General features: G+C 65.2%; 20 protein-coding genes and 1 pseudogene. 12 read left to right on the forward strand and 9 right to left on the reverse strand.

The annotated features are described in order from the left end of the window. The first annotated feature begins 3 nt into the window (after nt 1-3). The 8 genes and pseudogenes from sdhA (at nt 4) to ACNJX9_RS01295 (ending at nt 11,127) form a co-directional block, all read left to right on the forward strand. A complete protein-coding gene (sdhA, locus tag ACNJX9_RS01260; RefSeq protein WP_271597322.1) occupies nt 4-1,839 on the forward strand; it encodes a succinate dehydrogenase flavoprotein subunit in 1,836 nt (611 codons plus the stop codon). Nucleotides 1,840-1,906: 67 nt separating this feature from the next. After that, nucleotides 1,907-2,689, forward strand: a complete 783-nt coding sequence (locus tag ACNJX9_RS01265; RefSeq protein WP_057752396.1) for a succinate dehydrogenase iron-sulfur subunit — start codon at nt 1,907-1,909, stop codon at nt 2,687-2,689. Between the two features lie 194 nt (nt 2,690-2,883). Next, nucleotides 2,884-5,037 (forward strand): ATP-binding protein, encoded by a 2,154-nt coding sequence (locus ACNJX9_RS01270; RefSeq protein ID WP_439407584.1) that lies wholly within the window; start codon nt 2,884-2,886, stop codon nt 5,035-5,037. Between the two features lie 39 nt (nt 5,038-5,076). Continuing rightward, nucleotides 5,077-7,032, forward strand: coding sequence for an ABC transporter ATP-binding protein/permease (locus tag ACNJX9_RS01275; protein ID WP_439407585.1), 1,956 nt, complete (start codon nt 5,077-5,079; stop codon nt 7,030-7,032). A gap of 126 nt (nt 7,033-7,158) precedes the next feature. Continuing rightward, nucleotides 7,159-8,016 (forward strand): FkbM family methyltransferase, encoded by an 858-nt coding sequence (locus ACNJX9_RS01280; protein ID WP_439407586.1) that lies wholly within the window; start codon nt 7,159-7,161, stop codon nt 8,014-8,016. A 22-nt stretch (nt 8,017-8,038) separates the two neighbouring features. Next, nucleotides 8,039-8,425: a VOC family protein gene (locus tag ACNJX9_RS01285; RefSeq protein ID WP_439407587.1), complete on the forward strand. Its 387-nt coding sequence runs from the start codon at nt 8,039-8,041 to the stop codon at nt 8,423-8,425. Between the two features lie 72 nt (nt 8,426-8,497). Then, nucleotides 8,498-8,716, forward strand: a pseudogene (locus ACNJX9_RS01290) (hypothetical protein); the annotation flags it as partial. A 218-nt stretch (nt 8,717-8,934) separates the two neighbouring features. Then, on the forward strand, nt 8,935-11,127 hold the full coding sequence (locus tag ACNJX9_RS01295; protein WP_439407588.1) for an OmpA family protein: 2,193 nt from the start codon (nt 8,935-8,937) through the stop codon (nt 11,125-11,127). A gap of 445 nt (nt 11,128-11,572) precedes the next feature. Here ACNJX9_RS01295 and ACNJX9_RS01300 read toward each other — a convergent pair whose 3' ends face one another. The 7 genes from ACNJX9_RS01300 to ACNJX9_RS01330 form a co-directional block, all read right to left on the reverse strand. After that, complete coding sequence (locus ACNJX9_RS01300) at nt 11,573-12,613, reverse strand: IS110 family transposase (protein ID WP_439405246.1); 1,041 nt, start codon at nt 12,611-12,613, stop codon at nt 11,573-11,575. 182 nt (nt 12,614-12,795) lie between these two features. Then, on the reverse strand, nt 12,796-14,133 hold the full coding sequence (argG, locus tag ACNJX9_RS01305; protein WP_057740551.1) for an argininosuccinate synthase: 1,338 nt from the start codon (nt 14,131-14,133) through the stop codon (nt 12,796-12,798). 96 nt (nt 14,134-14,229) lie between these two features. Continuing rightward, nucleotides 14,230-15,006: a phosphatase PAP2 family protein gene (locus ACNJX9_RS01310; RefSeq protein ID WP_439407589.1), complete on the reverse strand. Its 777-nt coding sequence runs from the start codon at nt 15,004-15,006 to the stop codon at nt 14,230-14,232. 135 nt (nt 15,007-15,141) lie between these two features. After that, complete coding sequence (locus ACNJX9_RS01315) at nt 15,142-15,636, reverse strand: hypothetical protein (RefSeq protein WP_057740554.1); 495 nt, start codon at nt 15,634-15,636, stop codon at nt 15,142-15,144. Between the two features lie 166 nt (nt 15,637-15,802). Next, nucleotides 15,803-17,005, reverse strand: coding sequence for a 23S rRNA (adenine(2503)-C(2))-methyltransferase RlmN (gene rlmN / locus ACNJX9_RS01320; protein ID WP_057740555.1), 1,203 nt, complete (start codon nt 17,003-17,005; stop codon nt 15,803-15,805). A gap of 169 nt (nt 17,006-17,174) precedes the next feature. Next, entirely contained in the window at nt 17,175-17,858 is a 684-nt protein-coding gene (locus ACNJX9_RS01325) for an invasion associated locus B family protein (protein ID WP_439407590.1), read from the reverse strand. 114 nt (nt 17,859-17,972) lie between these two features. After that, on the reverse strand, nt 17,973-18,812 hold the full coding sequence (locus ACNJX9_RS01330) for an SDR family oxidoreductase (RefSeq protein ID WP_439407591.1): 840 nt from the start codon (nt 18,810-18,812) through the stop codon (nt 17,973-17,975). 238 nt (nt 18,813-19,050) lie between these two features. Between ACNJX9_RS01330 and ACNJX9_RS01335 the strand changes: the two genes are divergently transcribed. The 3 genes from ACNJX9_RS01335 (at nt 19,051) to ACNJX9_RS01345 (ending at nt 22,368) form a co-directional block, all read left to right on the forward strand. Then, a complete protein-coding gene (locus ACNJX9_RS01335; RefSeq protein ID WP_057740561.1) occupies nt 19,051-20,025 on the forward strand; it encodes an NADPH:quinone oxidoreductase family protein in 975 nt (324 codons plus the stop codon). A gap of 345 nt (nt 20,026-20,370) precedes the next feature. Continuing rightward, nucleotides 20,371-21,195, forward strand: a complete 825-nt coding sequence (locus tag ACNJX9_RS01340) for a hypothetical protein (RefSeq protein ID WP_057740851.1) — start codon at nt 20,371-20,373, stop codon at nt 21,193-21,195. Nucleotides 21,196-21,213: 18 nt separating this feature from the next. Further along, nucleotides 21,214-22,368: a TAXI family TRAP transporter solute-binding subunit gene (locus tag ACNJX9_RS01345; protein ID WP_271599525.1), complete on the forward strand. Its 1,155-nt coding sequence runs from the start codon at nt 21,214-21,216 to the stop codon at nt 22,366-22,368. A gap of 62 nt (nt 22,369-22,430) precedes the next feature. Here ACNJX9_RS01345 and ACNJX9_RS01350 read toward each other — a convergent pair whose 3' ends face one another. Together ACNJX9_RS01350 and ACNJX9_RS01355 are read right to left on the reverse strand one after the other, a co-directional pair. After that, on the reverse strand, nt 22,431-22,811 hold the full coding sequence (locus tag ACNJX9_RS01350; RefSeq protein ID WP_220003569.1) for a YkvA family protein: 381 nt from the start codon (nt 22,809-22,811) through the stop codon (nt 22,431-22,433). Between the two features lie 91 nt (nt 22,812-22,902). Continuing rightward, nucleotides 22,903-23,205: a 4a-hydroxytetrahydrobiopterin dehydratase gene (locus tag ACNJX9_RS01355; RefSeq protein WP_057740564.1), complete on the reverse strand. Its 303-nt coding sequence runs from the start codon at nt 23,203-23,205 to the stop codon at nt 22,903-22,905. 163 nt (nt 23,206-23,368) lie between these two features. On the opposite strand from ACNJX9_RS01355, the gene ACNJX9_RS01360 reads away from it, so the two are divergent. Further along, the gene (locus tag ACNJX9_RS01360; protein WP_439407592.1) at nt 23,369-24,814 is read left to right on the forward strand and encodes a TAXI family TRAP transporter solute-binding subunit; all 1,446 of its coding nucleotides are present in this window, start codon (nt 23,369-23,371) and stop codon (nt 24,812-24,814) included. The last annotated feature ends 114 nt before the right edge of the window (nt 24,815-24,928 follow it).

Raw genomic sequence — 24,928 nt, forward strand, 5'->3', positions numbered from 1 at the left:
GCCATGGCCAACGAGACGAATGGCAAGGCCAACGGCGCTCCCGCCACCAACGGCAAAGCCTATCCGATCGAGGACCACACCTATGACGTCGTCGTGGTCGGCGCCGGCGGCGCGGGCTTGCGCGCCGTGGTCGGTTGCAGCGAGGCCGGCCTGAAGACGGCCTGCATCACCAAGGTGTTTCCGACCCGCTCGCACACGGTCGCGGCCCAGGGCGGCATCTCCGCTTCGCTCGGCAACATGCACAAGGACGACTGGCGCTGGCACATGTACGACACCGTGAAGGGGTCGGACTGGCTCGGGGATCAGGACGCGATCGAATACATGGTGCGCAACGCGCCCGAGGCGGTCTACGAGCTCGAGCACTGGGGCGTGCCGTTCTCGCGCACCGAGGACGGCAAGATCTACCAGCGTCCGTTCGGCGGCATGACCATGGACTACGGCAAGGGCCAGGCGCAGCGCACCTGCGCCGCCGCCGACCGCACCGGCCACGCCATGCTGCACACGATGTATGGCCAGTCGCTGCGCCATGCGGCCGAGTTCTTCATCGAGTTCTTCGCCATCGATTTGATCATGGACGACCAGGGCACCTGCCGCGGCGTCATCGCGCTCAAGCTCGACGACGGCACGCTGCACCGCTTCCGCGCCCAGACCGTGATCCTCGCCACCGGCGGCTATGGCCGCGCCTATGCCTCCTGCACCTCGGCGCACACCTGCACCGGCGACGGCGGCGGCATGGTGCTGCGCGCCGGCCTGCCGCTCCAGGACATGGAGTTCGTGCAGTTCCACCCGACCGGCATCTACGGCTCGGGCTGCCTGGTCACCGAGGGTGCCCGCGGCGAAGGCGGCTACCTCGTCAACTCCGAAGGCGAGCGCTTCATGGAGCGCTACGCGCCCTCGGCGAAGGACCTGGCGTCACGCGACGTCGTCTCGCGCGCGATGACCATCGAGATCCGCGAAGGGCGCGGCGTCGGCAAGAAGAAGGACCACATCTTCCTGCATCTCGACCATCTCGATCCCGCCGTGCTCGCCGAGCGCCTGCCGGGCATCTCCGAATCCGCCAAGATCTTCGCCAATGTCGACGTGACGCGCGAGCCGATCCCGATCGTGCCGACCGTGCACTACAACATGGGCGGCATCCCCACGAACTATCACGGCGAAGTGCTGACCAAGAAGGACGGCGACGACAACGCCGTCATCCCCGGCCTGATGGCGATCGGCGAAGCGGCCTGCGTTTCCGTGCACGGCGCCAACCGCCTCGGCTCGAACTCGCTGATCGACCTCGTCGTGTTCGGCCGCGCCGCGGCGCTGCGCCTGGCCGAGAAGCTGACGCCGAACGGCAAGCAGCCCGAGCTGCCGGCGAACTCGGCCGATCTCGCGCTCGGCCGCCTCGACCATTATCGCTATGCCTCCGGCGGCACGCCGACCGCAAAGCTGCGCGAAGGCATGCAGCACGTGATGCAGAACAATTGCGCCGTGTTCCGCACCGGCGAAGTGCTGAGCGAAGGCCAGAACCTGATCGCGAAGGTCCACAGCGGCATCACCGACATCGCCGTGTCCGACCGCTCGCTGGTGTGGAATTCGGATCTCGTCGAGACGCTGGAATTCGACAATCTGATCTCGCAGGCGGTGGTGACGATGAACTCGGCCGCCAACCGCACCGAGAGCCGCGGCGCGCATGCGCGCGAGGACTTTTCCGCGCGCGACGACCAGAACTGGATGAAGCACACGCTGGCCTGGCTCGACGACAAGGGCAAGGTCAAGATCGAGTACCGCCCGGTTCATGACTACACCATGACCAACGACGTGCAGTACATCCCGCCGAAAGCGCGCGTGTATTGATCCAACAGTAGCCGTCATTCCGGGATGGTCCGAAGGACCGGACCCGGAATGACGAAAGGTTAGAGCAATGGTTGAATTCGCACTTCCCAAGAACTCGAAAATCACCGGCGGCAAGACCTGGCCGAAGCCCGCAGGCGCGACCGAGACGCGCGAGTTTCGCGTCTATCGCTGGAATCCAGACGACGGCAAGAATCCGAGCGTCGACACCTATTACGTCGACGTCAATGATTGCGGTCCGATGGTGCTGGACGGCCTGATCTGGATCAAGAACCACATCGATCCGTCGCTGACCTTCCGCCGCTCCTGCCGCGAAGGCGTCTGCGGCTCCTGCGCCATGAACATCGACGGTCAGAACACGCTGGCCTGCACCCGCTCGATGCACGACGTGAAGGACGGCGCGGTGAAGATCAACCCGCTGCCGCACCAGCCGGTGGTCAAGGACCTGGTTCCGGACCTCACCAATTTCTACGCGCAATACGCTTCCGTCGAGCCGTGGCTGAAGACGACCTCGCCGACGCCGCAGAAGGAATGGCGCCAGAGCCACGAGGACCGCGAGAAGCTCGACGGCCTCTACGAGTGCATCCTGTGCGCCTGCTGCTCGACCTCCTGCCCGAGCTATTGGTGGAACAGCGACCGCTATCTCGGCCCGGCCGCGCTGCTCCAGGCCAACCGCTGGGTGTCCGACTCACGCGATGAGGCGACCGGCGAGCGGCTGGACAATCTCGAGGATCCGTTCCGCCTGTACCGCTGCCACACCATCATGAACTGCGCCAAGGCCTGCCCGAAGGGCCTGAACCCGGCCGAGGCCATCGCCGAGCTCAAGCTCAAGATGGTCGAACGCCAGATCTAGGCCGCATCGACGCTGGCTCTGCCCCGGCCCCGGGCGGCCGGGGGCAATCTGCGATTGAAACAATTCGGATAAAATTCGCTCGATCTCGTGTCGCGGGCGATTCAACGGCCTACAACCTCCGGTTCCCATCACAAGCCGCTTCCTTCCTGACGCGAGATTCAAGTAAGCTCTCCGGTCGGGGGACCGGAGCGACCGTGCAGGGCGCACAACGCAACTCGCTGAGACTGCTGCAGTGGATGATGGCGGCATCCCTGGCGCTGCCCATTGCGCTGTTCGCCATTGCCTCGACGATTTCCTACAATTCGACGCTTGATATCGCCGACCGTGAGATCGAGCGGACGCTCGATGTCGCGCATGAGCACGCGCTCAAGGTGTTCGAGACCATCGACCGGAGCCTGGCCGAGCTCAACGAGGTCGTGCGCGACCTCTCCGACGACACGATCCGGTCGCGGGAACCCGCCCTGCACAAGCGCCTGAAGCAGCTCGCCGACGCGCTGCCGCAGCTCAAATCCGCCTGGATCTTCGATGCCAACGGAAAGTCGCTGGTCAACAGCCTGGCCTCGCCGCCGCCGAATCAGAGCTTTGCCGACCGCGACTATTTCTATTCCCATGTCGACCAGAGCATCGGAACCTTCATCGGCACCGTCTTGACGCCGCGCCCGCCCTACCAGGGCGCGCGCTTCTTCGGCGTCAGCCGCCGGCGCTCGTCCGACGACGGCAGCTTCATCGGCGTGATCCAGGCATCCGTCCTGCCTGAATATTTCGAGAGCTTTTACGCCAGGATCGGCAGCGATCCGGGCTCCTTCTTTGCGATGGGCCGCACTGATGGCGTGCTGCTGGCACAGCTGCCGCGGCTCGATCGCGATTTCCGGCTCGATCCGAACGGTCAGGTCGGCCGCAGCATCGCAGCCCATCCCGTCCATGGGCTGATGACCATCGCCTGGCCGACCGACGGTCTGGAGCGGCGCATCGGCTACCGGCGCGTCGCCGGATATCCGATCTATGTCAGCGCCGGCCTCGAGACCTCGGCGATCCGCGGCCGCTGGCTCACGACCATCAGCCAGCATCTGGTGTTCGGCCTGCCGGCCACCGCGCTGCTGTTCATCCTGCTGGCCTTCGCCTTCCGCCGCACCCAGCATCTGCAGCTCGAAGCTGCCAAGCGGCGCGAGGCCGAGGAGGCGCTCAAGCACAGCCAGCGGCTGGAGGCGCTGGGCCAGCTCACCGGCGGCGTCGCGCATGATTTCAACAACCTGCTGACCGTGATCCGCGCATCGGTCGATCTGTTGAACCGCCCGCAACTGAGCGAGGAGCGGCGCAAGCGCTACATCACGGCGATCGGGGAGGCCGTCGCGCGCGCGGCCAAGCTGACCTCGCAGCTGCTGGCCTTTGCGCGGCGCCAGACCTTGAAGCCCGAAGTGTTCGACGTCGGCGAGCGGATGCGATCGCTGCGCGACATGCTCTCCACGCTGCTTGGGCCTGCGATCGAGATCGTCACGCAGCTGCCGGCCGAGCCCTGCCTCGTCAGCGCCGATGCCGGCCAGTTCGAGACGGCCATGATCAACATGGCGACCAACGCGCGCGACGCCATGCAGGGCAAGGGCCGGATCGTCTTCACGGTGCACGCGGCGACATCAGTTCCGGATACACTCGCGCATCTCTCCGGCAGCCAGACCCTGAAAAATCCTGGTTTCATCTGCGTCACCGTCAGCGACAGCGGCGTCGGCATTCCCGCAGGCCAATTGGGCCGAATCTTCGAGCCGTTCTTCACCACCAAGCAGGTCGGCCAGGGCACCGGCCTCGGCCTGTCGCAGGTGTTCGGCTTCGCCCGGCAATCCGGCGGCGAAGTGACCGTCGTCAGCGAGGTCGGCCAGGGCAGCACCTTCTCGCTCTATCTGCCGCGCGCGCCGGCCGATCTGTTGCCCCGGAGCCCGGCGCCGACCACGGCCCCGGCTGTCGCCGGCAGCGGCATGTCGGTGCTGGTCGTCGAAGACAATATCGAGCTCGGCAATTTCGCCGCCGACGGGCTGACCGAGCTCGGCTACAGCATCACGCTGGTCGACAACGCCACCGACGCGCTCACCGAACTTGTCAGCCACGCCGATCGCTTCGACGTGGTCTTCTCCGACGTCGTCATGCCGGGGATGACCGGGCTCGATCTGGCGCAGGCGATGTGCGATCGCTGCATCAGCGTACCTATCGTGCTGACCACCGGCTATAGCCAGGCTCTGTCCCAGGACGGCATCGCCGGCTTCGAGCTGGTGCAAAAGCCCTATTCGATCGAAGAGCTGTCGGGGGTCCTGCACCGCGCGGCGCGCGTGAAGCGGGTGCGCGACGGCGCCGCCGAGTGAGATCAGGAACCCGAGGGAACCGGCTCGCGTTGTCGGCTCATGCAGAAGCCGGTCCGAAACAGTGAGCCGGGCAAGACACCGCCCATCGTGAAGATTACCGGCGAGAATGGCGATGAGGTCGCCCCGCCGCCGCCGGAAGTGCTCGAGCCCGATTCCGAGCTTACGCCCGAGGAGGTCGAGCAGGCGCGCAAGGATTATCTCCTCACCCGCTTCTGGATCAGTGCGCGCGGCTTCTGGAGCCGCAAGGGCGACCGCCTGGCCTGGCCGTTCTCGATCGGCCTCGTCGTACTGATCGTTCTCACCGTCGGCTTCCAATACGGCATCAATGTCTGGAATCGGGCGATCTTCGACGCCATCGAGAAGCGCGACGCGACCACCGTCTTCCACCTCAGCGCTGTGTTCTTCCCGCTCGCCATCGGCAGTATCGTGCTCGCCGTCGTCCAGGTGTTTGCGCGGATGGGCATCCAGCGGCGCTGGCGCGCCTGGCTCACCAATAGCGTGCTGACACGCTGGCTCGCGAACGGGCGCTACTACCAGCTCAACCTCGTCGTCGGCGACCACAACAATCCGGAATACCGGATCGCCGAGGATTTGCGCATTGCGACCGACTCGCCGGTCGATTTTATCGCCGGGGTGACCTCGGCCCTGCTGTCCGCGGCAACCTTCATCGTCGTGCTCTGGACCATAGGCGGCGCGCTGACCGTCACGCTTGGCGGCTCCGCCATCACCATACCGGGCTTCCTCGTGATCGCCGCGGTGCTCTATGCCGCGATCGCCTCGGGCTCGATCATGGTGATCGGCCGCCAATTCGTGCAGGTCTCCGAGGACAAGAACCAGGCGGAAGCCGATTTCCGCTACACGCTGACACGCGTGCGCGAGAACGGCGAGAGCATCGCGCTGCTCGGCGGCGAAGAGGAAGAACGCGGCGGCATCGATCGCAATTTTTCCAACGTGCTCAGGCAATGGGCGCGGCTCGCGGGACAACACATGCGGACCACGCTGGTGTCCCAGGGCTCGAGCCTGGTTGCGCCGGTCGTGCCGCTGCTGCTGTGCGCGCCAAAATTCCTCGACGGCAGCATGAGCCTCGGACAAGTGATGCAGGCGGCCTCGGCCTTCACCATCGTGCAGAGCGCATTCGGCTGGCTGGTCGACAATTATCCCAGGCTCGCCGACTGGAACGCCTGCGCGCGCCGCATCGCCTCGCTGATGATGTCGCTCGACGGCCTCGAGCGTGCCGAGCAGGGCGACGGCCTTGGCCGCATCAAGCGCGGCGAAACCAGCAACGATGCGATGCTGGAGCTGCACGACCTTTCCGTCACGCTGGACGACGGCACCGCCGTGGTCGGCGAGACCGAGGTGGTGATCGAGTCCGGCGAGCGGCTCCTGGTCGCCGGCGAATCCGGCACCGGCAAGAGCACGCTGGTGCGCGCCATCGCAGGCCTGTGGCCATGGGGCGGCGGCAGCGTCAACTTCCATCCCGATCGGCGACTGTTCATGCTGCCGCAGCGGCCCTACGTGCCCTCAGGCAGTCTGCGCCGCGCGGTCGCCTATCCCGGCGCCGAGGAGGACTGGACTGTCGAGGAGATCGGCGAGGCCCTGCACAAGGTCGGCCTCGATCATCTCAAGGAGAAGATCGCCGAAGAAGGGCCGTGGGATCAGACCCTCTCAGGCGGCGAGAAGCAGCGCCTCGCCTTCGCGCGGCTCTTGCTCCACACCCCCGATATCGTCGTGCTTGACGAAGCGACCTCGGCGCTCGACGAGAAGAGCCAGGACAAGATGATGCAGATGGTCACCGACGAACTGCCGAAGGCGACCATCGTCAGCGTCGCGCATCGTGTCGAGCTGGAGGCCTTCCACAGCCGCAAGATCGTGCTGGAGCGCCACAAGGGCGGCGCCAAGCTCGTCAGCGATATCGACCTGATTCCCCGCAAGGGCCGGCGCAGGCTGCTCGGGCGATTCCTGCGCCAGCGGAAGGCGGTGAAGAAGGCGGCGTGAGGTCAGTAGCCCGGATGGAGCGCAGCGCAATCCGGGAAGGCCTGTTCGCTGGGCGGGAATCCCGGATTTCGCTGCGCTCCATCCGGGCTACAAAACCCTCGATTGGAGTCCCCAACAAAACCGGCTATGCATGCGCCGCCTGCAACGAGGACCGCCTGCTTGACGCCCGACAATTCCCTTTCGACTGCGCCATTCGGCGCGTTTGCGCCCAACCCGGCGCAGGCCGCGATTATCAGGCTCGTGCAGGGATCGGGGCTGAAGCGCGGCGCGTTCCGGCCCTGGATGTCGCGGCTGGTCGATCTGCTGCGCAGCGGCCCGGTCGACGTGCAATATCAGGGCGCTTCGTTCCGCTTCTACCATCAGGGCAGCGCCACCGAGCGCGGCGCGCTGTTCAATCCCGATTACAACATCGACGAGCTCGACTTCCTGCGCCAGCACACACCTTTCGGCGGCACGTTCGTCGACGTCGGCGCCAATGTCGGCACGTTTGCGTTGGTGATGGCGCGGCAGGTGGGGCCCGATGGCAAGGTTGTCGCGATCGAGCCGCATCCCCTCACCTTCAGCCGGCTCTCGTTCAACCATTCCGCTTCGAAAGCGACGCAGGTTCGCCTGGTGCAGGCGGCCGCGGGAGCTGCCGACGGCGAGCTGATGATCGAGAGCGGCGGCGGCAATCTCGGCGCCACGCATGTCGTGACCGGCGCGGCCAGCACGGAGGCCATCAAGGTGCCGTCGCTGCGGCTCACACGCATTCTGGACGAGGCCGGCGTGACCCAAGTCGATTCGCTCAAGATCGACGTCGAGGGATTCGAGGACCGCGTGCTGATCGGATTCTTCCGCGACGCGCCCCCATCGGTGTGGCCCCGCGCCGTTGTGATCGAGCATCTGTCACAAAACGAATGGCAGCAGGATTGTATCGCTGACATGGTTGCGCGGGGCTTTACCGTCGCGCGCAAGACGCGCAGCAATACGTTCCTGTCGCGCTGACGCCGAACCCAAGGAGGATACGATGATCGATCATTTGGGCCTCTCCGTCTCCGACTATGAGGCCGCGAAGGCGTTCTATGCGAAGGCGCTGGCGCCGCTCGATTACAGCATGATCATGGAAGTGACGGCGGAGCAGACCGGTCACGCCACGGCCGCCGGCTTCGGCGCGAACGGCAAGCCCGATTTCTGGATCGAGGGAAAGGGCGCGATGAACAAGCCGGTGCATGTCGCGATATCTGCGAAAGACCGCGCCACGGTTGACGCGTTCTACAAGGCTGCGATGGCGGCAGGCGGCCGCGACAACGGGCCGCCCGGCCTGCGCCCGCATTATCACGCGAACTATTACGGCGCCTTCGTGCTCGACCCTGACGGCCACAACATCGAGGCCGTCTGCCACGCGCCGGAATAGGGCAGGGTGAGGCGGAACATCGGCGCCGCATCATCGTTGTCGTTCTCCTGACAACTGATCCCCGTGCTGCCGATGCCGATCGAACCGCCCGAGATACCGCCATCGACACCCGGCACGCCGACCGAGCCGCCGCCCGGCATCCCGCCGGGCAATCCGCAGCCTGAAATCACGCCGCCGGTCCACGAGCCCGGGCAATCGCCGCGACCTGATGAATTGCCAGGCCGCATGCCTGAAGAGATTCCATCGCGCGGACCGAACGGTCCGCTCGCACCCAATCCCGCGACGGATGCCAATTCGTCGCTTGTGTCACATGTGAGACGAGAGCGATCACATCTGAGGCGATTGCGACTCACGCCTGAATGCGCAATGAACGTTGTCCTCGTGACATGAATTGCATGCAGAAATAAATCGCGACGCAACGTCTTGGCCTGCCACAATCCAGCCTAACGCCTAGCTGTTCATCACCCGACTTCACATCGTCAAAGAACCTTCCGGGGAAGTTCAACCACATGACCAACCTTCGTTTCGTGCTGCTCGCCACGACGGCCCTGACCGCGATGCAATTTGCCGGCTCCGCAGCTCATGCGCAAAGCGCGCCGCCGCTCGTGGTCGCGCAGGCCCAGCCGGAGACGGGCCCTGACGGAAAACCGAAGCAGCCTCCGAAGGAAGCGCCAAAGGGACCGCCGCCCGGTGCGCCTGCCGCCCGCCCGGCGACGCCGCCTCCCGCGCCTCCCGCTGCACCGCCTGCTGCGCCCAAGCCCCCGGCCGCACCGCCCCCCGCGGCTGCACCGCCGCATCCGCCTGCTCCACCCCCACCGGCTGCCGCACCGGCACGCCCGACGCCGCCGCCTCCGCCGCCCGCGACCCATCAGGCCCCGCCGCCCCCGCCGCCGCCTGCTGCACCCAAGCCGCCGACGCCGCCTCCGGCTGCGGCTCCGCAGCAGCATGCGCCGACACCGCCTCCGCAGCAGCACGCTCCCGCTGCACCGCTCCCGGCGCCGGCCGCGACACCGGCTCGTCCGGCCGCAACGCCAACACCTCCGCCGCCCGCGGCCCCTGCGGCTCGGCCGGCGCCCACGGCAACGCCAACCCCGACGCCCACGCCGACACCTCCAGCGCCGGCAGGTCGGCCGACGCCGACCCCAACCCCGACGGCCACACCGACGCCCGCAGCGCCGGCAGGCCGGCCGGCGCCGACCCCAACCCCGACGGCCACACCGACGCCCGCAGCGCCGGCAGGTCGGCCGACGCCGACTCCAACCCCGACGGCCACACCGACGCCCGCAGCGCCGGCAGGCCGGCCGACGCCGGCTCCAACCCCGACAGCCACACCGACACCGTCAGCAACGCCAGCGCCTGGCACGACGCCGCCAGGACGTCCCGGCGCGCCGCCGGCCGGGGGAACAACGACTCCAGCCCCGGCTCCAACGGCGACGCCGGCGCCCGGTGGCGCAACGCCAGGACGCCAAGGTGGAACGCCGCCTGCTGCTGGAACGGCGCCCGCTGCCGGAGCACCGCCTGCGGCACCGCAGGCCGGCGCGGCGCCGCGTCCCCCGGCTCCTCCGCCCGGCGTCGCAGCTCCGACAGTCGTCCCTGCTTCGCCGGCCGCGGCTCCGCCGCCCGACAAGGCTCAATACGCACCGCCGACGGTAACGCCGGCGTTCCGTGCAGCGCCGGCAGTGGCCGCTCCGCTGCCGCCGCCGCCGCGCCCGCCGCAGCGTGACCTGACGCCGCTCGCCTTCGGCGCGGGCGTCGTCGCCGGTGCCGTGATCGGCGCCACCATCGCCGACTACCGCAACCAGCGGCAGGAGGTCGTGGAAGGCGGCCGCACCGTCTACACCGAACCGGATCGCATCATCATCCGCGATCCCAGCGGTCAGGAATATGTTCGCGGCAACGATCTCTACCGCTTCCGCTACGGTGCCCGTGACATCCGCACCGAGACCGTCGGCGGCGAAACCCGCACCGTCGTGATCCGTCCCGATGGCAGCGAGGTGATCACCGTGGTCGGCCCTGATGGTTCGCTGCTGCGCCGGATCCGCAGGGACCCCGGCGGGCGCGAGCTCGTCATCATCGACAACAGCTACCGCGATCCGCGGTCGGTGGGCGGCTTCTATGTCGACGTGCCGCCGCCGGTCGTCAACATTCCCTACGATCGCTATATCGTCGACGCTCAGGAGGCTACGCCCGATGTGATCTACGAGACCATGGAAGCGCCGCCGGTGCAGCGGATCGAGCGGCGTTATTCGCTCGACGAGATCCGCTACTCGCCGAACGTCCGCATGGCGATGCCGAGCATCGATGTCAACACGATCAATTTCGAGACCGGATCGTGGACCATTCCGCCGGATCAGGCGGCGCGGCTGCAGGTGATCGCCGACGGCCTCAATCGTGCGATCCAGCGCAACCCGCGCGAGGTGTTCCTGATCGAGGGACACACCGATGCGGTCGGCAACGACGTCGACAATCTGTCGCTGTCGGATCGCCGCGCGCAGGCCGCGGCCGAATTGCTGACGCAGCAGTTCGGCGTGCCCGCCGAGAATCTGACGTCGCAGGGTTACGGCAAGCAGTACCTGAAGGAGCAGACCGACGGTCCGAGCCGCATCAACCGGCGCGTCACCATCCGTCGCATCACGCCGCTGCTCAATGGCGGCACGGCCTCGCTGCCGCCGCCCCCGCCCGGCGTCACGCCGCCGCGCTGAGACGATCGCCACAAAGCAAAATGGCCGGGAGCGATCCCGGCCATTTTTGTTTTTCTGGTAGGGTGGGTTCGCCCCGGGGCTGCGCGAAGCGCAGTCCCTTGGCGTAACCCACCGCTGTCGGTATCCGCGGCAACAGAAGAGGTGGGTTACGCCCTCGGACTGCGCTTCGCGCAGCCGGGAGCTAACCCACCCTTCTGTAACGGGCTTTCAAAGGTCAATCCCTTTTTTGCGTCGTACCGTTCGCCGGGGTCTTGCTTCTGTACGGGGTCGGCGCAAGGCCGCCACCTGATGGGGTTTGAAGAGGATAGGCCGACCAATCTACGTTCGCGTGGTCGCAAGGGCCACTGGATGGGTTGCGGTCTGACCTGATCCATCGTCCCGGCGAGGGGACTTCGCTTCGAGAGGGAGGTGTCGTGACCCGCTCGAAAACCTTTTGCCTCCTTGTTTAAGCTGCAGCAGCGATTTTCTTGTGGGCTGGATTGAACGGCGTCCCATCGACCAGCATCCGATGCATGATCACAGCTAATCTGCGCGCCAGCGCGACCTTCGCCTTGCTCATGCCGGCTCGCTTGGCGATCCGCATCGCCCAGCTCTTCAGCTCGGTGCAGCCTTTGAGCGGCTTGGTCAGCATGATGTGTGCGGCCTCGTAGAGCGCGGTGCGCACCGAAGCGTCACCGATCTTGCTGATCCGACCGGTATAGTCGGTCTCGCCGGACTGATACTTCTTCGGGGTTATCCCGAAATGCGCCCCCACTTGCTTGGACGATTTGAATCGGGCTGGATCGTCAATTGCCGAAGCATAGGTGAGCGACACAACCGGTCCGACGCTCGGGGTCGACATCAGCAGCTTGGCTTTGGCATCGGAACGCGCCATCCGACGAACCTGCTTCTCAAAACCGTTGAACTCGCGCAGCAGCACAGCGTGTACCGCCAGCAAGGCCTCTGCGACGGTCTCCAGGTTCGGGTGACCTGCCACCAGCTCACGGATCCGTCCGCAAAAACTTCGTTCTGTCGTCGGTCCGACCTTGAGCCCAAACCCGCGCAAGATCCCGCGCAGGCTGTTCTCGACATCGCGCAACTTCGACTGCACCAGCTTGCGGGCGGTCAACACCGTGCGCGTCTCCTGCGCGTCCATCGACTTGCAATGCACCGGGCGGAACCAGCCGAGCCGCATCAACTGGGCGATGCCGCGCGCATCGTTGCGGTCAGACTTCACCGGCATCGCCTCAAAGGCTTTGCGGACGTGCCGCGTCTCCAGTAGCTCCACTGCAAGACCGGCAGCCTTCATCGCCGCAAACAGCCATTGTGACAGCGGTCCGGCTTCCAGCCCGATCCGCTCGAGGCCCAAACCCAAACCGTGGAACCAGGCGATCAGTGCCTCCGGCTCGCTCGTCACCTTGGCCTCCCGCAAAATCTTGCCGCTGGCGTCAACAACACACACGCTTGAGCATTCCAATGATACGTCGATTCCGGCATAGTGGTGCATGGTCGTTCCTCAATGATGCTTGGAGCGGGCTTGCCCGACTCCGTTTGATACCATCAGTCTGAGGGACGACCGCCTCCCAAGCCAGCCGCGCGACGCGCGCCTTCAAATAGCGCCGTAGCTAGCGCGGCTGGCTTGGGAGGCCTCCGTGCCCGTTACCCCATCTACAACAGCCTACGAGACTGTCAGCCCTTGTCGCTCTCGAGCCGGAAAATCTGCGAGCCTTCGCTGCCGGACAGCAGGCCGGTCTTCGAATAGAGACCGAGCTTGGTGCGCGTGTCGGCGATGTCGAGGTTACGCATGGTGAGCTGACCGATGCGATCGGCCGGCGTAAACGCGGCGTCCTCGACCTTCTCCATGCTGAGCCTTTCAGGCGCATAGGTCAGGTTGGGACTCTCGGTGTTGAGGATCGAATAGTCGTTGCCGCGGCGCAGCTCGAGCGTGACCTCGCCGGTGACGGCGCGGGCAACCCAGCGCTGCGCGGTCTCGCGCAGCATCAACGCCTGCGAATCGAACCAGCGGCCCTGATAGAGCAGACGTCCGAGGCGCATGCCGCTGATGCGGTACTGCTCGATCGTGTCCTCGTTGTGGATGCCGGTGACGAGGCGCTCATAAGCAATATGCAAGAGCGCCATGCCGGGCGCCTCGTAGATGCCGCGGCTCTTGGCTTCGATGATGCGGTTCTCGATCTGGTCGCTCATGCCGAGGCCGTGGCGGCCGCCGATGGCATTGGCTTCGAGGAACAGCGCGACCGGATCAGAGAAGGTCTTGCCGTTCAGCGCGGTCGGCTGGCCTTCCTCGAAACGCACCACGACCTTCTCGGCCTTGACGACGCAATCGTCGCGCCAGAACGGCACGCCCATGATCGGGTTGACGATCTTGATGCCGCGGTCGAGGCTTTCGAGATCTTTCGCTTCGTGCGTGGCGCCGAGCAGATTGCTGTCGGTGGAGTACGCTTTCTCGGCGCTCATCTTGTAGGCAAAGCCCTGCGCGGTCATGAATGCCGACATCTCGGCGCGGCCGCCAAGCTCGTCGATGAATTGCTGGTCGAGCCAGGGCTTGTAGATGCGCAAGGATGGATTGGTCAGCAGGCCGTAGCGATAGAAGCGCTCGATGTCGTTGCCCTTGAAGGTCGAGCCGTCGCCCCAGATGTTGACGCCGTCCTCCTTCATCGCCGCGACCAGCATCGTGCCGGTCACGGCGCGGCCGAGCGGCGTGGTGTTGAAATAGGTGATGCCGCCGGTCGAGATGTGGAAGGCGCCTGATTGAATCGCGGCGATGCCCTCGTGTACCAGCTGCGTGCGGCAATCGACCAGCACGGCCTTCTCGGCACCGAACGCTTCCGCCTTGCGCGGGATCTCGTTGTAGTCGGCTTCGTCGGGCTGGCCAAGATTGGCGGTATAGGCGTAGCAGCGCGCGCCCTTCTGCTTCATCCAGAGCAGCGCCGCAGAGGTGTCGAGGCCGCCCGAAAAAGCGATGCCGACTTTCTCACCCTTGGGCAGGCTTTTCAGGATCGTGGTCATGGGGCTTCCAATTCGGGGTTTCAAGGGGCTGACGTGAGGGTGAACGTGACCGCGCGAATATCAAATTTCGCACGTCTCGGCACCCATTTAATGGCCTCAGATCGAGGGTGCGGGACCCGTCTTGCGGCCGAACAGGCGCTTGCGGAGCCGGTAAGCGGGCATGTTCAGCCGGGTCAGGGCGGCATCGACGGCCTTGTCCGAGAACCGGGTCCGCGGCCAGCGGTAGATCAACGCGAAAGCGAACCAGATCACGATGAAAGTCACGAGGCCGGCGGTTGCGACATCGGTGAAGAAGTGGCCGCCAAAGGCCATGCGGAGGGCGCTGGTTACGGCGCCGAACACCACCGCGCCGGCATAGGCGAGCGGCCGCCAGGCCGGAGGCGCCAGCGCGGCGGGGGCCAGCGTCCAGAATGCCGTCGCACCCTCGCCCGAGAAAAAAGAGCAATTGCGTTCGCAATCGCCGCGCGGATCCCACCACGCCACGAATTGCTGATCGCCGGCGAACTCGGTCACCACCACCGGCCGCGGCCGGCCCCAATAGGTCTTGAAGGTGAGGTTGGAGAGAATCACGGCCGACATGATGATCGTGACCAGCAGGAACACGATCGCGCGTCCCGATACCATCAGCGGGCGGTCGGGCCTGACCATCTTGACCACGAGCGCGACCAGCGACGGCAGCACGAACACCCAGGAGACCCACATCGCAGCATCGCGCGCGAGGGCGGCCCATTCATTCAGCTTGAGCGGAAAGGATTTGGTTTGGGGATCGAAGAACAGCGCGGCGAGCTTGAGATCGAGCTCGGGATAAAGGCCGAAAACGACGCCGATCACGAGCCACAGCGCCAGGGCGATGAAGAGTCCAGTCCGGTTCATGGCGCGCGGTTTAGCGGAGTGGGGCCGGGATGGAAACCCTTGCCATGGTCATTCCGGGATGGTCCGAAGGACCAGACCCGGAATCCCGAGATTCCGGGCTCGATGCTTCGCATCGCCCCGGAATGACGGAATGAACTACCGCCCATCCAGCCGCGAATTCGACGGCAGCGGCGGAGGCGGCCGGCGCGGGGCCGGCGGGATGCGCCAGGCGCCGGCATTGCGACCGGCGATCAGCCAGTAGACGACGCCGGCGACGATGCCCGCGCCGGTCATGATCTCCAGATGCCGGCGCACGATGCCTTCGAACTGGAACGTATCGGGATGGAACGGGATGAGGCCGAGATAGCAGGCGAGGCCGACGAGACCGCCGCCGACGGCATAGGCGAGCGCGCTGCGGATATAGAGCGCTTCCGTGATCGCCACGATCACCGCCGCCGGCACCAGTGCAAAACCGGAGACGAAGATGAAGCCGAAGCCGAGCAGGATGTCGATCGCGCCCTGATCGACGGGACCGGCGCCGAGATCGGAGAACTCAGGAAACAGCAGCGCGCCGACGACGATCATGCCGCCGACGAAGCAGGCGGCGAGAAAGCCGATGAAGATGACGATGAGGCGGCCGATCAGGGACATCTGAGAGCCCCCTTGAGTATCACCGTCATTCCGGGGCGATGCGCAGCGTCGAACCCGGAATCTCGAGATTCCGGGTTCGCGCTTCGCGCACCCCGGAATGACGGGCTCAAAACATAAATGGCCGGATCAAGCCCGGCCATGACGAGCGTTGAGAGCGCCGTCATCCTCAATCCGTCATCGCCATGGCGCGCAGCGCCTGGCGCTCGCGGGCCGAGAGCTTTTCCGTCTCCGACTTGAGCTGGCCGCAGGCGGCGAGGATGTCGCGGCCGCGCGGGGTGCGCACCGGCGAGGAATAGCCGGCGTTGAAGATGTATTCGGAGAATTTTTCGATCTGGTCCCAGTCCGAGCATTCATAGGCGGTGCCAGGCCAGGGATTGAACGGGATCAGGTTGATTTTGGCGTGAATGCCCTTGAGCAGCTTCACCAGCAGCTTTGCATCGTCGAGCGAATCGTTGACGCCCTTGAGCATCACATATTCGAAGGTGATGCGGCGGGCGTTCGAGGCGCCGGGATAATCGCGGCAGGCCTGCAAGAGCTCCTTGATCGGATATTTGCGGTTGAGCGGCACCAGCTCGTTGCGCAGCTCGTCGCGCACCGCATGCAAGGAGATCGCGAGCATGACGCCGATCTCCTCGCCCGCGCGGACGATGTTCGGCACCACGCCCGAGGTCGACAGCGTGATGCGGCGGCGAGAGATGCCGATGCCTTCATTGTCGCCGACGATCAAAAGCGCGTCGCGCACCGCGTCGAAATTGTAGAGCGGCTCGCCCATGCCCATCATCACGATATTGGTGACGCGGCGCGTGCCGTCCTCGCGGTCAGCCCAATCATTCAGACGGTCGCGCGCGACCATGATCTGGCCGACGATCTCGCCGGCGGTGAGGTTGCGCACCAGGCGCTGCGTGCCGGTGTGGCAGAACGAGCAATTCAGCGTGCAGCCGACCTGCGAGGAGACGCAGAGCGTGCCGCGATCGGTCTCGGGGATGTAGACGCATTCGACTTCATGCGCCTTCTGAACGACGTCGCCGCTCGGCAGGCGCAGCAGCCATTTGCGGGTGCCGTCGTTGGAGATCTGCTCGGCCACGACTTCGGGCCGGTCGACGGTGAAATGCTGCGCCAGCTCGGCGCGAATGCCCTTCGAGATCGAGGTCATATCGTCGAAGCTCTGGGCGCCGCGGAAATAGAGCCAGTGCCAGAGCTGCTGCACGCGCATCTTGCGCTGTGCCGGCGCGACGCCGATCTCGCCGAGACGGTCGGCAAGTTCAGTGCGCGACAGGCCGATCAGCGACGGCTTTGCCGGCGGCACATAGGTTTCGAGCGGAGTCTTCTCCACCAGGATTGCGTTGTGCGGCTCGGTCGTCGGTTGCATTGATGGGCCTAATGGGTTGGTCGTTCCGGGGCAGCTCGAAGAGCTGAACCTGGAACCTCGAGATTCGGGGTTCGATGCTGCGCATCGCCCCGGAATGACGGAAGAGATCTGGAACTGGCTTTATATAGCAACCGGAACCGCCGATTGCGACCGTGGCAATTACTTAGCCTTACCGCCGGCAATCCTGCGCGATCTTGTCGAGGGCCTGGGCGAGACCCTTCAGCGAGAACGTATCGGTCGTCTCCGTTCCCTTGGCCGAGACGCCCTTGACCACGAGATCGGCGGATTTGCGCATGGCCTCCACCATCCGTTCCTCCTCGGCCGCGTTCTTGATCCAGAGGCCGTCGCCCTGCGTGTACATCGCGAAGGAGGCGCCGCCGACCTCGACGGTCGATTCCGAGCCCGGCTTCAGCGCGTAGCCGATCATTACGGAAACTTCGTTGTTCACCTTCTCGGCCGGCCGGGTCGAGACGAAGGCATAGGCGGGGTCGCGCGGTCGGTTCGGCGGATTTGTCTTCGACGAAGAAGGCTTTGCCAGCGCAAAGCAGACCTTCTTGCCGTTGGGTGTCGCCGCATAGGCTCCCCAGGTGCCGAATTGGCCGATCAGCGTCGGCTCAGCGCCACCCGCGACTGCCGCGGCAGGGCCGGCCGGCTTGCTCTCGGGCTTGGCGGCCGTCTTTGCTTCAGTCTTGGCTTCGGACTTGGCTTCGGACTTGGCTTCAGTCTTGGCGGCTGGTGCCGCTGGCTTGGCCGCCGCCTTCGGCGCCGGTTGCGCGGTTTGGGCGCGCGCGGATTCACCCAACCCCCACGCCGCCACGCCAGTCATCAAAGCAAAAAAGAGCGCCCGCCACATGCTGGAGTGGTTCCCTCAATATTGTGACTGGAAGATGGCCCGGCGGCGATTTGTCCCCGCGCAGGGATAACCGGGAAAGTCCAGTTTGGGAAGGCAGTTAGCGGGAAACCACGGTTAGCTTTTGGACCGCGCGGCGCGCTGTTCCGCCCAATGCGCCTCAGTCCATCGCAACAGGTCCTCGGCCCCGGAACTGCGCAAATGCGCGCCGCCGTCGATCACCACCATCTCACCGTTGATGTATCCGGCGCGATCCGAGACCAGGAAGCTGGCGAGGTCGGCAAGCTCGCTATGCTGGCCGACGCGTCCCAGCGGGTTGCGGGTGGTCCACCCCTCGTCGCGGCCCTCGGGGCGGAGCTGCCCCGATGCGCCCGGCGTCGGGAATGGCCCCGGCGCGATCGCGACGGTGCGGATGCCCTTCGGGCCCCATTCCACCGCGAGGCTCTTGGTCATCGCCAGCACCGCCGACTTCGCCATCGCGGACGGGACCGTGAAGGCACGGCCGGTGATGGTCGAGGTCGAGAGGATCGAGAGCACGACACCATTGTGCGCACCATCGATCCAGCGCTTGCCGGCAGCGAGCGTGCAGTACATCGCACCATGCAGCGTCGGTGCCAGGATCGCATCGGCCGCGCGGAACGACAGATGCTCGCTCTGCGCGATGAAGGTCGCGGCAGCGTTGTTGACGAGGATGTCGAGTGGCGCCTCGCGCCAGATCGCGTCCATCATCGCGTCGACCGCGGCACCATCGCGAACGTCGCATGCGATGGTCGTGACCTTGCCGCCGGTCTCTGCGCGCATCTCGCTCGCGGTCGCTTCGAGACGGTCGAGCTTGCGGCCGCAGATCACGAGCTCGGCGCCGAGGCTGAGGAAGCGGCGCCCCATCGCAGCACCGAGGCCCGAGCCGCCGCCGGTGACGAGGATGCGCTTGTCCCTAAGCAGACCTGTTTCAAACATCGTTTGAATCCTCGCTGTTTCTGCTTGCTCCGTCATTGCGAGCGGAGCGAAGCAATCCAGACTATTTCCGCCGCACGGACTCTGGATTGCTTCGCTTTGCTCGCAATGACGAGGATAGGCCGAACATAGCCTCAGACAAAGAATCCGGATTGTCCGGTCGCGCCAAATCCGGCAAAACCGGCCCAACTATAATTCCACGCGAAACGCCCCAGTACTTACTTCTCAAGAAGGTGCCGCCATGAAAGCCATCCTCTGCTCGCAATATTGCCAGCCTGACGATCTCGTGCTCGCCGATGTGCCGGATCCGGTGGCTGGGCCCGGCGAGGCCGTGATCGCGATCAAGGCGGCGGCGCTGAATTTCTTCGACATCCTGATGATCCAGGGCAAGTACCAGATCAAGCCGCCGTTCCCGTTCTCGCCCGCCGCCGAGGTCGCCGGCGTGATCGAGAGCGTGGGATCCGGCGTGACTGATCTCAAAGTCGGCGATCGCGTGGTCGCCTCGTGTGGTCACAACGGCGCGCGCGAAAAGATCGCGCTGCCGGCAGCCGGGATCGTGAAGATCCCCGACAATCTCGATTACGACCGCGCGGCCGGCATCATCATCATCTACGGCACCGCACTGCATGCGCTGGAGGATCGCGCCAGCCCGAAGCCGGGCGAGACGCTTGCCGTGCTCGGCGCTGCCGGTGGCACCGGCCTTGCCGCGTGCGAGCTCGGCAAGCTGATGGGCCTGAAGGTGATCGCCTGCGCCTCGTCCGAAGAGAAGCTCGAATTCGCCAAAGCGCACGGCGCCGAGCTGACGCTGAACTACGCCAAGGAAGATCTGAAGGAAGGCCTGCGCAAGCTCACCGGCGGCAAGGGCGTCGACATCATCTTCGATCCGGTGGGCGGTGCGTATGCCGAACAGGCGTTGCGCTCGATCGCCTGGGAAGGCCGCTTCCTCGTCATCGGCTTTGCCGCCGGCGACATTCCGAAGATGCCGCTGAACCTCGCGCTCTTGAAGGGCTGCGATATCAGAGGCGTGTTCTGGGGCGCCTGGACCCGGCAGAATCCGGAAAAGAACCGCGCCAATCTCGAGAAGCTGGTGAAATGGACGGCGGAAGGAAAGATCTCATCGCATGTCGACCGCACCTTCCCGCTGGCGCAGACCGCCGACGCACTGAAGGTGCTGGCGGGACGCCAGGCCATGGGCAAGGTGATCTTGCATCCGTGAGGTGACGCAATAGCGAAGACTGCCCCCAAGTCGTCCTGGCGAAAGCCGGGATGACATTGGCGTGTGTTATCGCGCGTCCTCTCTCTCTCTCTCTCTCTACGCTGTGCTCGAGCGCGGCGCCGTGTGGTTGAACCTCCCTCAACCATCACCGCCGAAATTGCGGTGCATTCCCCCGCGCCGCCCCAATCAAACCCAACTTTTTCCCGATTCGCGCAAACCGCCGTCGTTTTTTGGGCTGATTCAAGCTGCGTTTTACCGGTTCCATTTGCGGGACACTTCTGGACAAAAGCAAGAAGACTGAAGCCGGGAATGCCCCTGCGTTGCGTAGTAATGGGGAGCATCACCATGGAGACGACGGCGCATCGCCCGTCGAAGGAGTCGAGGGCGCTCGACTCCAATCGAGTCGCATCACATCCGCCAACCGCGTCCTTTATCCGTGCTCGCGCCGCGCGGGCTGATCTTTCACAAGACGATCCAATTCCACTCTTCTTGTCCGATCCGCTCGGTGTGCCGGACCCACGCGAATATGCGCCGGTGGAGTTGCGCTCCAGATTTGTCCCGCGTGTTCTCGCGGCCGTTCTGGCGGCATCCACCCTGGCGGCTCTGGTCACACTGTTTCAGTCCGACTTTCGCGGCCTCTTGGCCGCCAATGCCGGTCGCTGGGTGGGCATCGCGGAGCAGGCCATGGCGTCGACCAGCCCGCCGGCCGTACGGCAGATCCCGCTCAAAGATCCGGTCCGCGTGACCGACACCAAGCTGGCGAGCGCCGACACCCAAGACCTCCCTCCACCGTCAACGCCGAGCCGCGAAGCGATCGCGACCGCCTATCAGTCGGCGCTGCAAGCCCAGGCACCCGCACCCGTCGCTGCGCCGCCTGCGCCCGTCAAGACGCTCGACGCCGACACGCTGGCCGGGCTGATGACGCGCGCGAAGAGCCTGTTGAGCATCGGCGATATCGTTGCAGCCCGTCTGCTGCTCGAACGCGCGGCCAATGCGCAGGATGCAACGGCCGCGTTCCTGCTGGGACAGACCTATGATCCGGCCGTGCTGGGCACCAGCGACGCGCGGAGCATCGCCGGCGACGCGGCCGCCGCGCGCGACTGGTACCAGAAGGCCGCGGCACTCGGATCGGCGGAGGCGGGTCAGCGCCTCGCCCAGCTTCGCAACTAGAGCTTTTTAGAGGGCATCATGCGTAACGCTTTGAAAATGGCGGTTGCCGCCATCATGACCATCTGTGCCTTCGCGGCACGCGCCGAGCAGACCGAATACGATCCGGCCAAGGTCTCGGACGGACTGAAGGCCATCTTCCAGTTCGGCTCGACCTCGACCAAGCAGTCGTTGAACGCCAACACTGTCACACTGATCACCGGCACGATCGGCGGCACCTATGTGCAGTTCGGCGCCGACCTCGCCTCCGTGCTCGACGACGGCAACAAGATCCGCGTGCTGCCGATCGTCGGCCGCGGCTCGGTGCAGAGCGTCGCCGACATTCTGTTCCTGCAGGGCGTCGATCTCGGCGTCGTGCGTGCCGACACGCTCGACTATCTCGAACGCAGGGGCTTTGCCAAGGATATCAAGAAGCAGTTCACCTATGTGACCAAGCTCTACAATGAAGAGATGCAGGTGATCGCGCCGAAGTCAGTCGCGACGCTCAAGGATCTCGAGGGCAAGACCGTCAGCGTGGACCTGCCGAACGGCGGCACCTTCGTCACCGCGCTGACCGTGTTCGAGCGGCTCGGGATCAAGGCCAAGTTCGTCTATGTCGAGCAGCGCATCGCGATGGAGAAGCTGAAAGCCGGCGAGATCGACGCCGTCATCGTGGTCGGGGGCAAGCCTTACAAATCGGTCTCGAACTTCGCCAATGACGGACGCTTCCATCTTGCGGGGGTCGATTATGCAAAGCCGCTCCAGAGCGACTATCTGCCGGCGACGCTGAACGCCAAGGACTATCCGAACCTGATTAAGGAGGGCGAGACCGTGGACACGATCGCGGTGCCCGCGGTGCTTGCCGCGTATAATTGGGCCCCGAACACCGAGCGCTATCGCAAGCTCGCGCTGTTCGTGGACGCCTTCTTCACGAAATTCCCCGCGCTCCAGAACCCGCCCTTCCATCCGAAGTGGAAGGAGGTCTCGCTGGCGGCCCCCCTGTCCGGCTGGAACAGATTGCCGGTGGCACAGCAATGGCTCGACAAACATGGCATCGAGCCGGTGACGCGGCAGCGCTTCGAGGCATTCCTGAAGCAAACCCCCGCGGCCGCGAAAGTGACCGACGCAGAGAGGGAAACGCTGTTCAGGCAATTCCAGGCGTGGGACGCGGAGAAGGCGCGGGCGGAGAAGAAGTAGCGGTGGGTGGTGGAATCTCTTTCAGAGTCGTCCTGGCTATCGCCAGGACGACATAGGGACGGCTAGGCGGCCTCCCCCTCATCCACCCCACGCTTCAATGCAGCGCGCGCCGCTTCGCGGTGCTCTGGCGTGATGTGGCTCGCGACCATGCGAATGGCGGTTGCGAGAATGGCGGCGTCATCGGTGAAGCCGAGCACCGGCATCACGTCGGGGATGAAGTCGAACGGCAGGATGAAATAGGCGATCGCACCCAAGAGCGACGCCTGGACGTGGCGTGGCGTCTGCCGGTCGAACGCGCAGTAATAGGCCGCGAGCAGATCTTCCGTGAACGGCAGATGCGCGGCGACGCGCTTCAGCTTGCGCCAGAAGCGGCGGCGCACGCTGTCACGATCTTCCGCGAGCCGATCCGCCGGCTCGAAGCCGACGCTGTGTTCGGCAGCCATCTTTCCCAAAACTCCCGCTTAAGGCGGCGCGACCGAAGGCCGCATCCGGTGACGATCACAAGATGGGGATGCGGCTCGGACCCGCAAGACGTCAGCCCTGCGTCAGCTTGGCAATCGCGTTCATCGCCGTGGCAAGCTCGATGTCGAGCTTGGTGAGACCGCCGGCATCATGGGTCGACAGCACCACCTCTACCGTCTTGTAGACATTGCGCCATTCCGGGTGGTGATCCATTTTTTCGGCTGTTAGCGCCGCCCGGGTCATGAAGCCGAAGGCCTCGTTGAAATCCCTGAAGACAAAGGTCTTCCCGATCCCTTTGCCGTCCTGGACCTCGGCCCAGCCGGGGAGGGTGCCCAGCGCCTGCTTGCGGGCGTCCGCCGATAGACGTTCTGCCATGATGACCTCCGTTTCAGGGGAACTTTACCCTAACACCGTGCTTCCGGTCCGGGTTCAGTTGGGAGATTCGCTTGGGATTTGGCCGATCCGCTAACCATGACGGAGATGTAACCCCGGCGGACAAGAAATTTGCTACAATTGCGGGCGTAAATCGCCGGCCAAGATGAAACTGAGCCTGAAGCGCCTGTTTGGGAGATCGATGACCGGGGATTCAAACCTGGCTGAAGCGCCCTCTCCGCCTTCGCCGCGATCCGCGGCGCGGAAGACCGCGCTCGTGTCTCTGGCGCTGGTGCTCGCCATCATCGGCGCGCTCGCCGGCGGCTACTATTTCGCAATGCGGCCGGTGACCTTGAAGATCGCGGTCGGTCCCGCCAACAGCGACGACGTCAAGGTGGTCCAGACGCTGACGCAGGCCTTTGCGCAGAGCAAGGGTTTTGTGCGGCTGCGCCCGATCCAGACCGACGGTGCCTCCGCCAGCGCCGAGCAGCTCGCCGAAGGCAAGGCTGATCTTGCCATCGTTCGCGGTGATCTCGAGGTGCCCAAGAACGCGCAAGCCGTCGCAACGCTGCGCAAGAACGTCGTGGTGCTGTGGTCGGTGCCCGGCAAGGGCAAGAAGAAGGGCGCGAAGATCACCAAGATCGCGCAGCTCGCCGGCCATCGCGTCGGCGTGGTCGGCAAGACGCAGGCCAACGTCAATCTGCTCAAGGTGATCCTGCAGCAATACGGCGTCGATCCGGCCAAGGTCGATATCGTGCAATTTCCTGCGAGCGAGGTCGCCGAGGCAATCAAGGCGCAGAAGGCCGACGTCTATCTCGCGGCCGGCCCCGTCAGCAGCAAGATCACTGCGGAGGCGATCGCCGCCTCCGCCAAGGATGGCGGCACGCCGATCTTTCTCGCGATCGATTCGGCCGATGCCATCGCGCAGAACCATCCGGTCTATGAAGCCTCGGAAATTCCCGCCGGGACCTATGGCGGCTCGCCCGATCGCCCGGAGGAGGAGGTCAAGACCATCAGCTTCTCGCACCACATCGTGGCGCGCAAAGGCCTGTCCGAGACCACGGTTGCGGCCTTCACCCGGCAGCTCTTCGCCGTGCGCCAGCAATTGCTGACCGACTTCCCGCAGGCCGCCAAGATCGAGACGCCCGACACCGACAAGGACGCGGTGATCCCCGCGCATCCGGGCGCCGCCGCCTTCGTCGACGGCGAGGAGAAGACCTTCCTCGACAAATACAGCGACTATATCTGGTGGAGCCTGATGGCGCTTTCGGCCATGGGCTCGCTGGGCGCCTGGTTCGCGGGCTATCTGAAGAAGGACGAGCGCGACAATAACAGCCACTTGCGCGAACGCCTGCTCGACATGCTCACCGCCGCCCGCAAGAGCGAGACGGCCGACGAACTCGACCAGATGCAGACCGAAGCCGACGATATCCTGCGCGACACGCTGCGCTGCTACGACCACGGCGCCATCGAGGAAGGCGCGCTGACCGCCTTCAACATCGCGCTCGACCAATTCCACGCCGCGGTCGCCGACCGCAAGGCGGTGCTATCAAGCCTGCCGCAAAACCTGCAACGCGCCGGCGCGCAATTCCGGGCCGCCGGCAACGCATAGACGTTTGCGCGCGTAATTGCAGCGTCACATTGGCTCAATATAGGTTCCACCGTCATGGTCCGAAGGACCAGACCTCAGGTGCGCAATTGCGCACCGGGGAATCTCGAGATTCCG

This window comes from Bradyrhizobium sp. BLXBL-03 (assembly GCF_051853015.1).
Lineage (GTDB): Bacteria > Pseudomonadota > Alphaproteobacteria > Rhizobiales > Xanthobacteraceae > Bradyrhizobium > Bradyrhizobium manausense.

Bases quoted from the DNA above. Each gene is read 5' to 3' on its own strand.
- sdhA (WP_271597322.1), top strand. From the start codon at position 4: ATGGCCAACGAGACGAATGGCAAGGCCAACGGCGCTCCCGCCACCAAC.
- ACNJX9_RS01265 (WP_057752396.1), top strand. From the start codon at position 1,907: ATGGTTGAATTCGCACTTCCCAAGAACTCGAAAATCACCGGCGGCAAG.
- ACNJX9_RS01275 (WP_439407585.1), top strand. From the start codon at position 5,077: ATGCAGAAGCCGGTCCGAAACAGTGAGCCGGGCAAGACACCGCCCATC.
- ACNJX9_RS01280 (WP_439407586.1), top strand. From the start codon at position 7,159: ATGCATGCGCCGCCTGCAACGAGGACCGCCTGCTTGACGCCCGACAAT.
- ACNJX9_RS01285 (WP_439407587.1), top strand. From the start codon at position 8,039: ATGATCGATCATTTGGGCCTCTCCGTCTCCGACTATGAGGCCGCGAAG.
- ACNJX9_RS01295 (WP_439407588.1), top strand. From the start codon at position 8,935: ATGACCAACCTTCGTTTCGTGCTGCTCGCCACGACGGCCCTGACCGCG.
- ACNJX9_RS01300 (WP_439405246.1), bottom strand. From the start codon at position 12,613: ATGCACCACTATGCCGGAATCGACGTATCATTGGAATGCTCAAGCGTG.
- argG (WP_057740551.1), bottom strand. From the start codon at position 14,133: ATGACCACGATCCTGAAAAGCCTGCCCAAGGGTGAGAAAGTCGGCATC.
- ACNJX9_RS01310 (WP_439407589.1), bottom strand. From the start codon at position 15,006: ATGAACCGGACTGGACTCTTCATCGCCCTGGCGCTGTGGCTCGTGATC.
- ACNJX9_RS01315 (WP_057740554.1), bottom strand. From the start codon at position 15,636: ATGTCCCTGATCGGCCGCCTCATCGTCATCTTCATCGGCTTTCTCGCC.
- rlmN (WP_057740555.1), bottom strand. From the start codon at position 17,005: ATGCAACCGACGACCGAGCCGCACAACGCAATCCTGGTGGAGAAGACT.
- ACNJX9_RS01325 (WP_439407590.1), bottom strand. From the start codon at position 17,858: ATGTGGCGGGCGCTCTTTTTTGCTTTGATGACTGGCGTGGCGGCGTGG.
- ACNJX9_RS01330 (WP_439407591.1), bottom strand. From the start codon at position 18,812: ATGTTTGAAACAGGTCTGCTTAGGGACAAGCGCATCCTCGTCACCGGC.
- ACNJX9_RS01335 (WP_057740561.1), top strand. From the start codon at position 19,051: ATGAAAGCCATCCTCTGCTCGCAATATTGCCAGCCTGACGATCTCGTG.
- ACNJX9_RS01340 (WP_057740851.1), top strand. From the start codon at position 20,371: ATGGAGACGACGGCGCATCGCCCGTCGAAGGAGTCGAGGGCGCTCGAC.
- ACNJX9_RS01345 (WP_271599525.1), top strand. From the start codon at position 21,214: ATGCGTAACGCTTTGAAAATGGCGGTTGCCGCCATCATGACCATCTGT.
- ACNJX9_RS01350 (WP_220003569.1), bottom strand. From the start codon at position 22,811: ATGGCTGCCGAACACAGCGTCGGCTTCGAGCCGGCGGATCGGCTCGCG.
- ACNJX9_RS01355 (WP_057740564.1), bottom strand. From the start codon at position 23,205: ATGGCAGAACGTCTATCGGCGGACGCCCGCAAGCAGGCGCTGGGCACC.
- ACNJX9_RS01360 (WP_439407592.1), top strand. From the start codon at position 23,369: ATGAAACTGAGCCTGAAGCGCCTGTTTGGGAGATCGATGACCGGGGAT.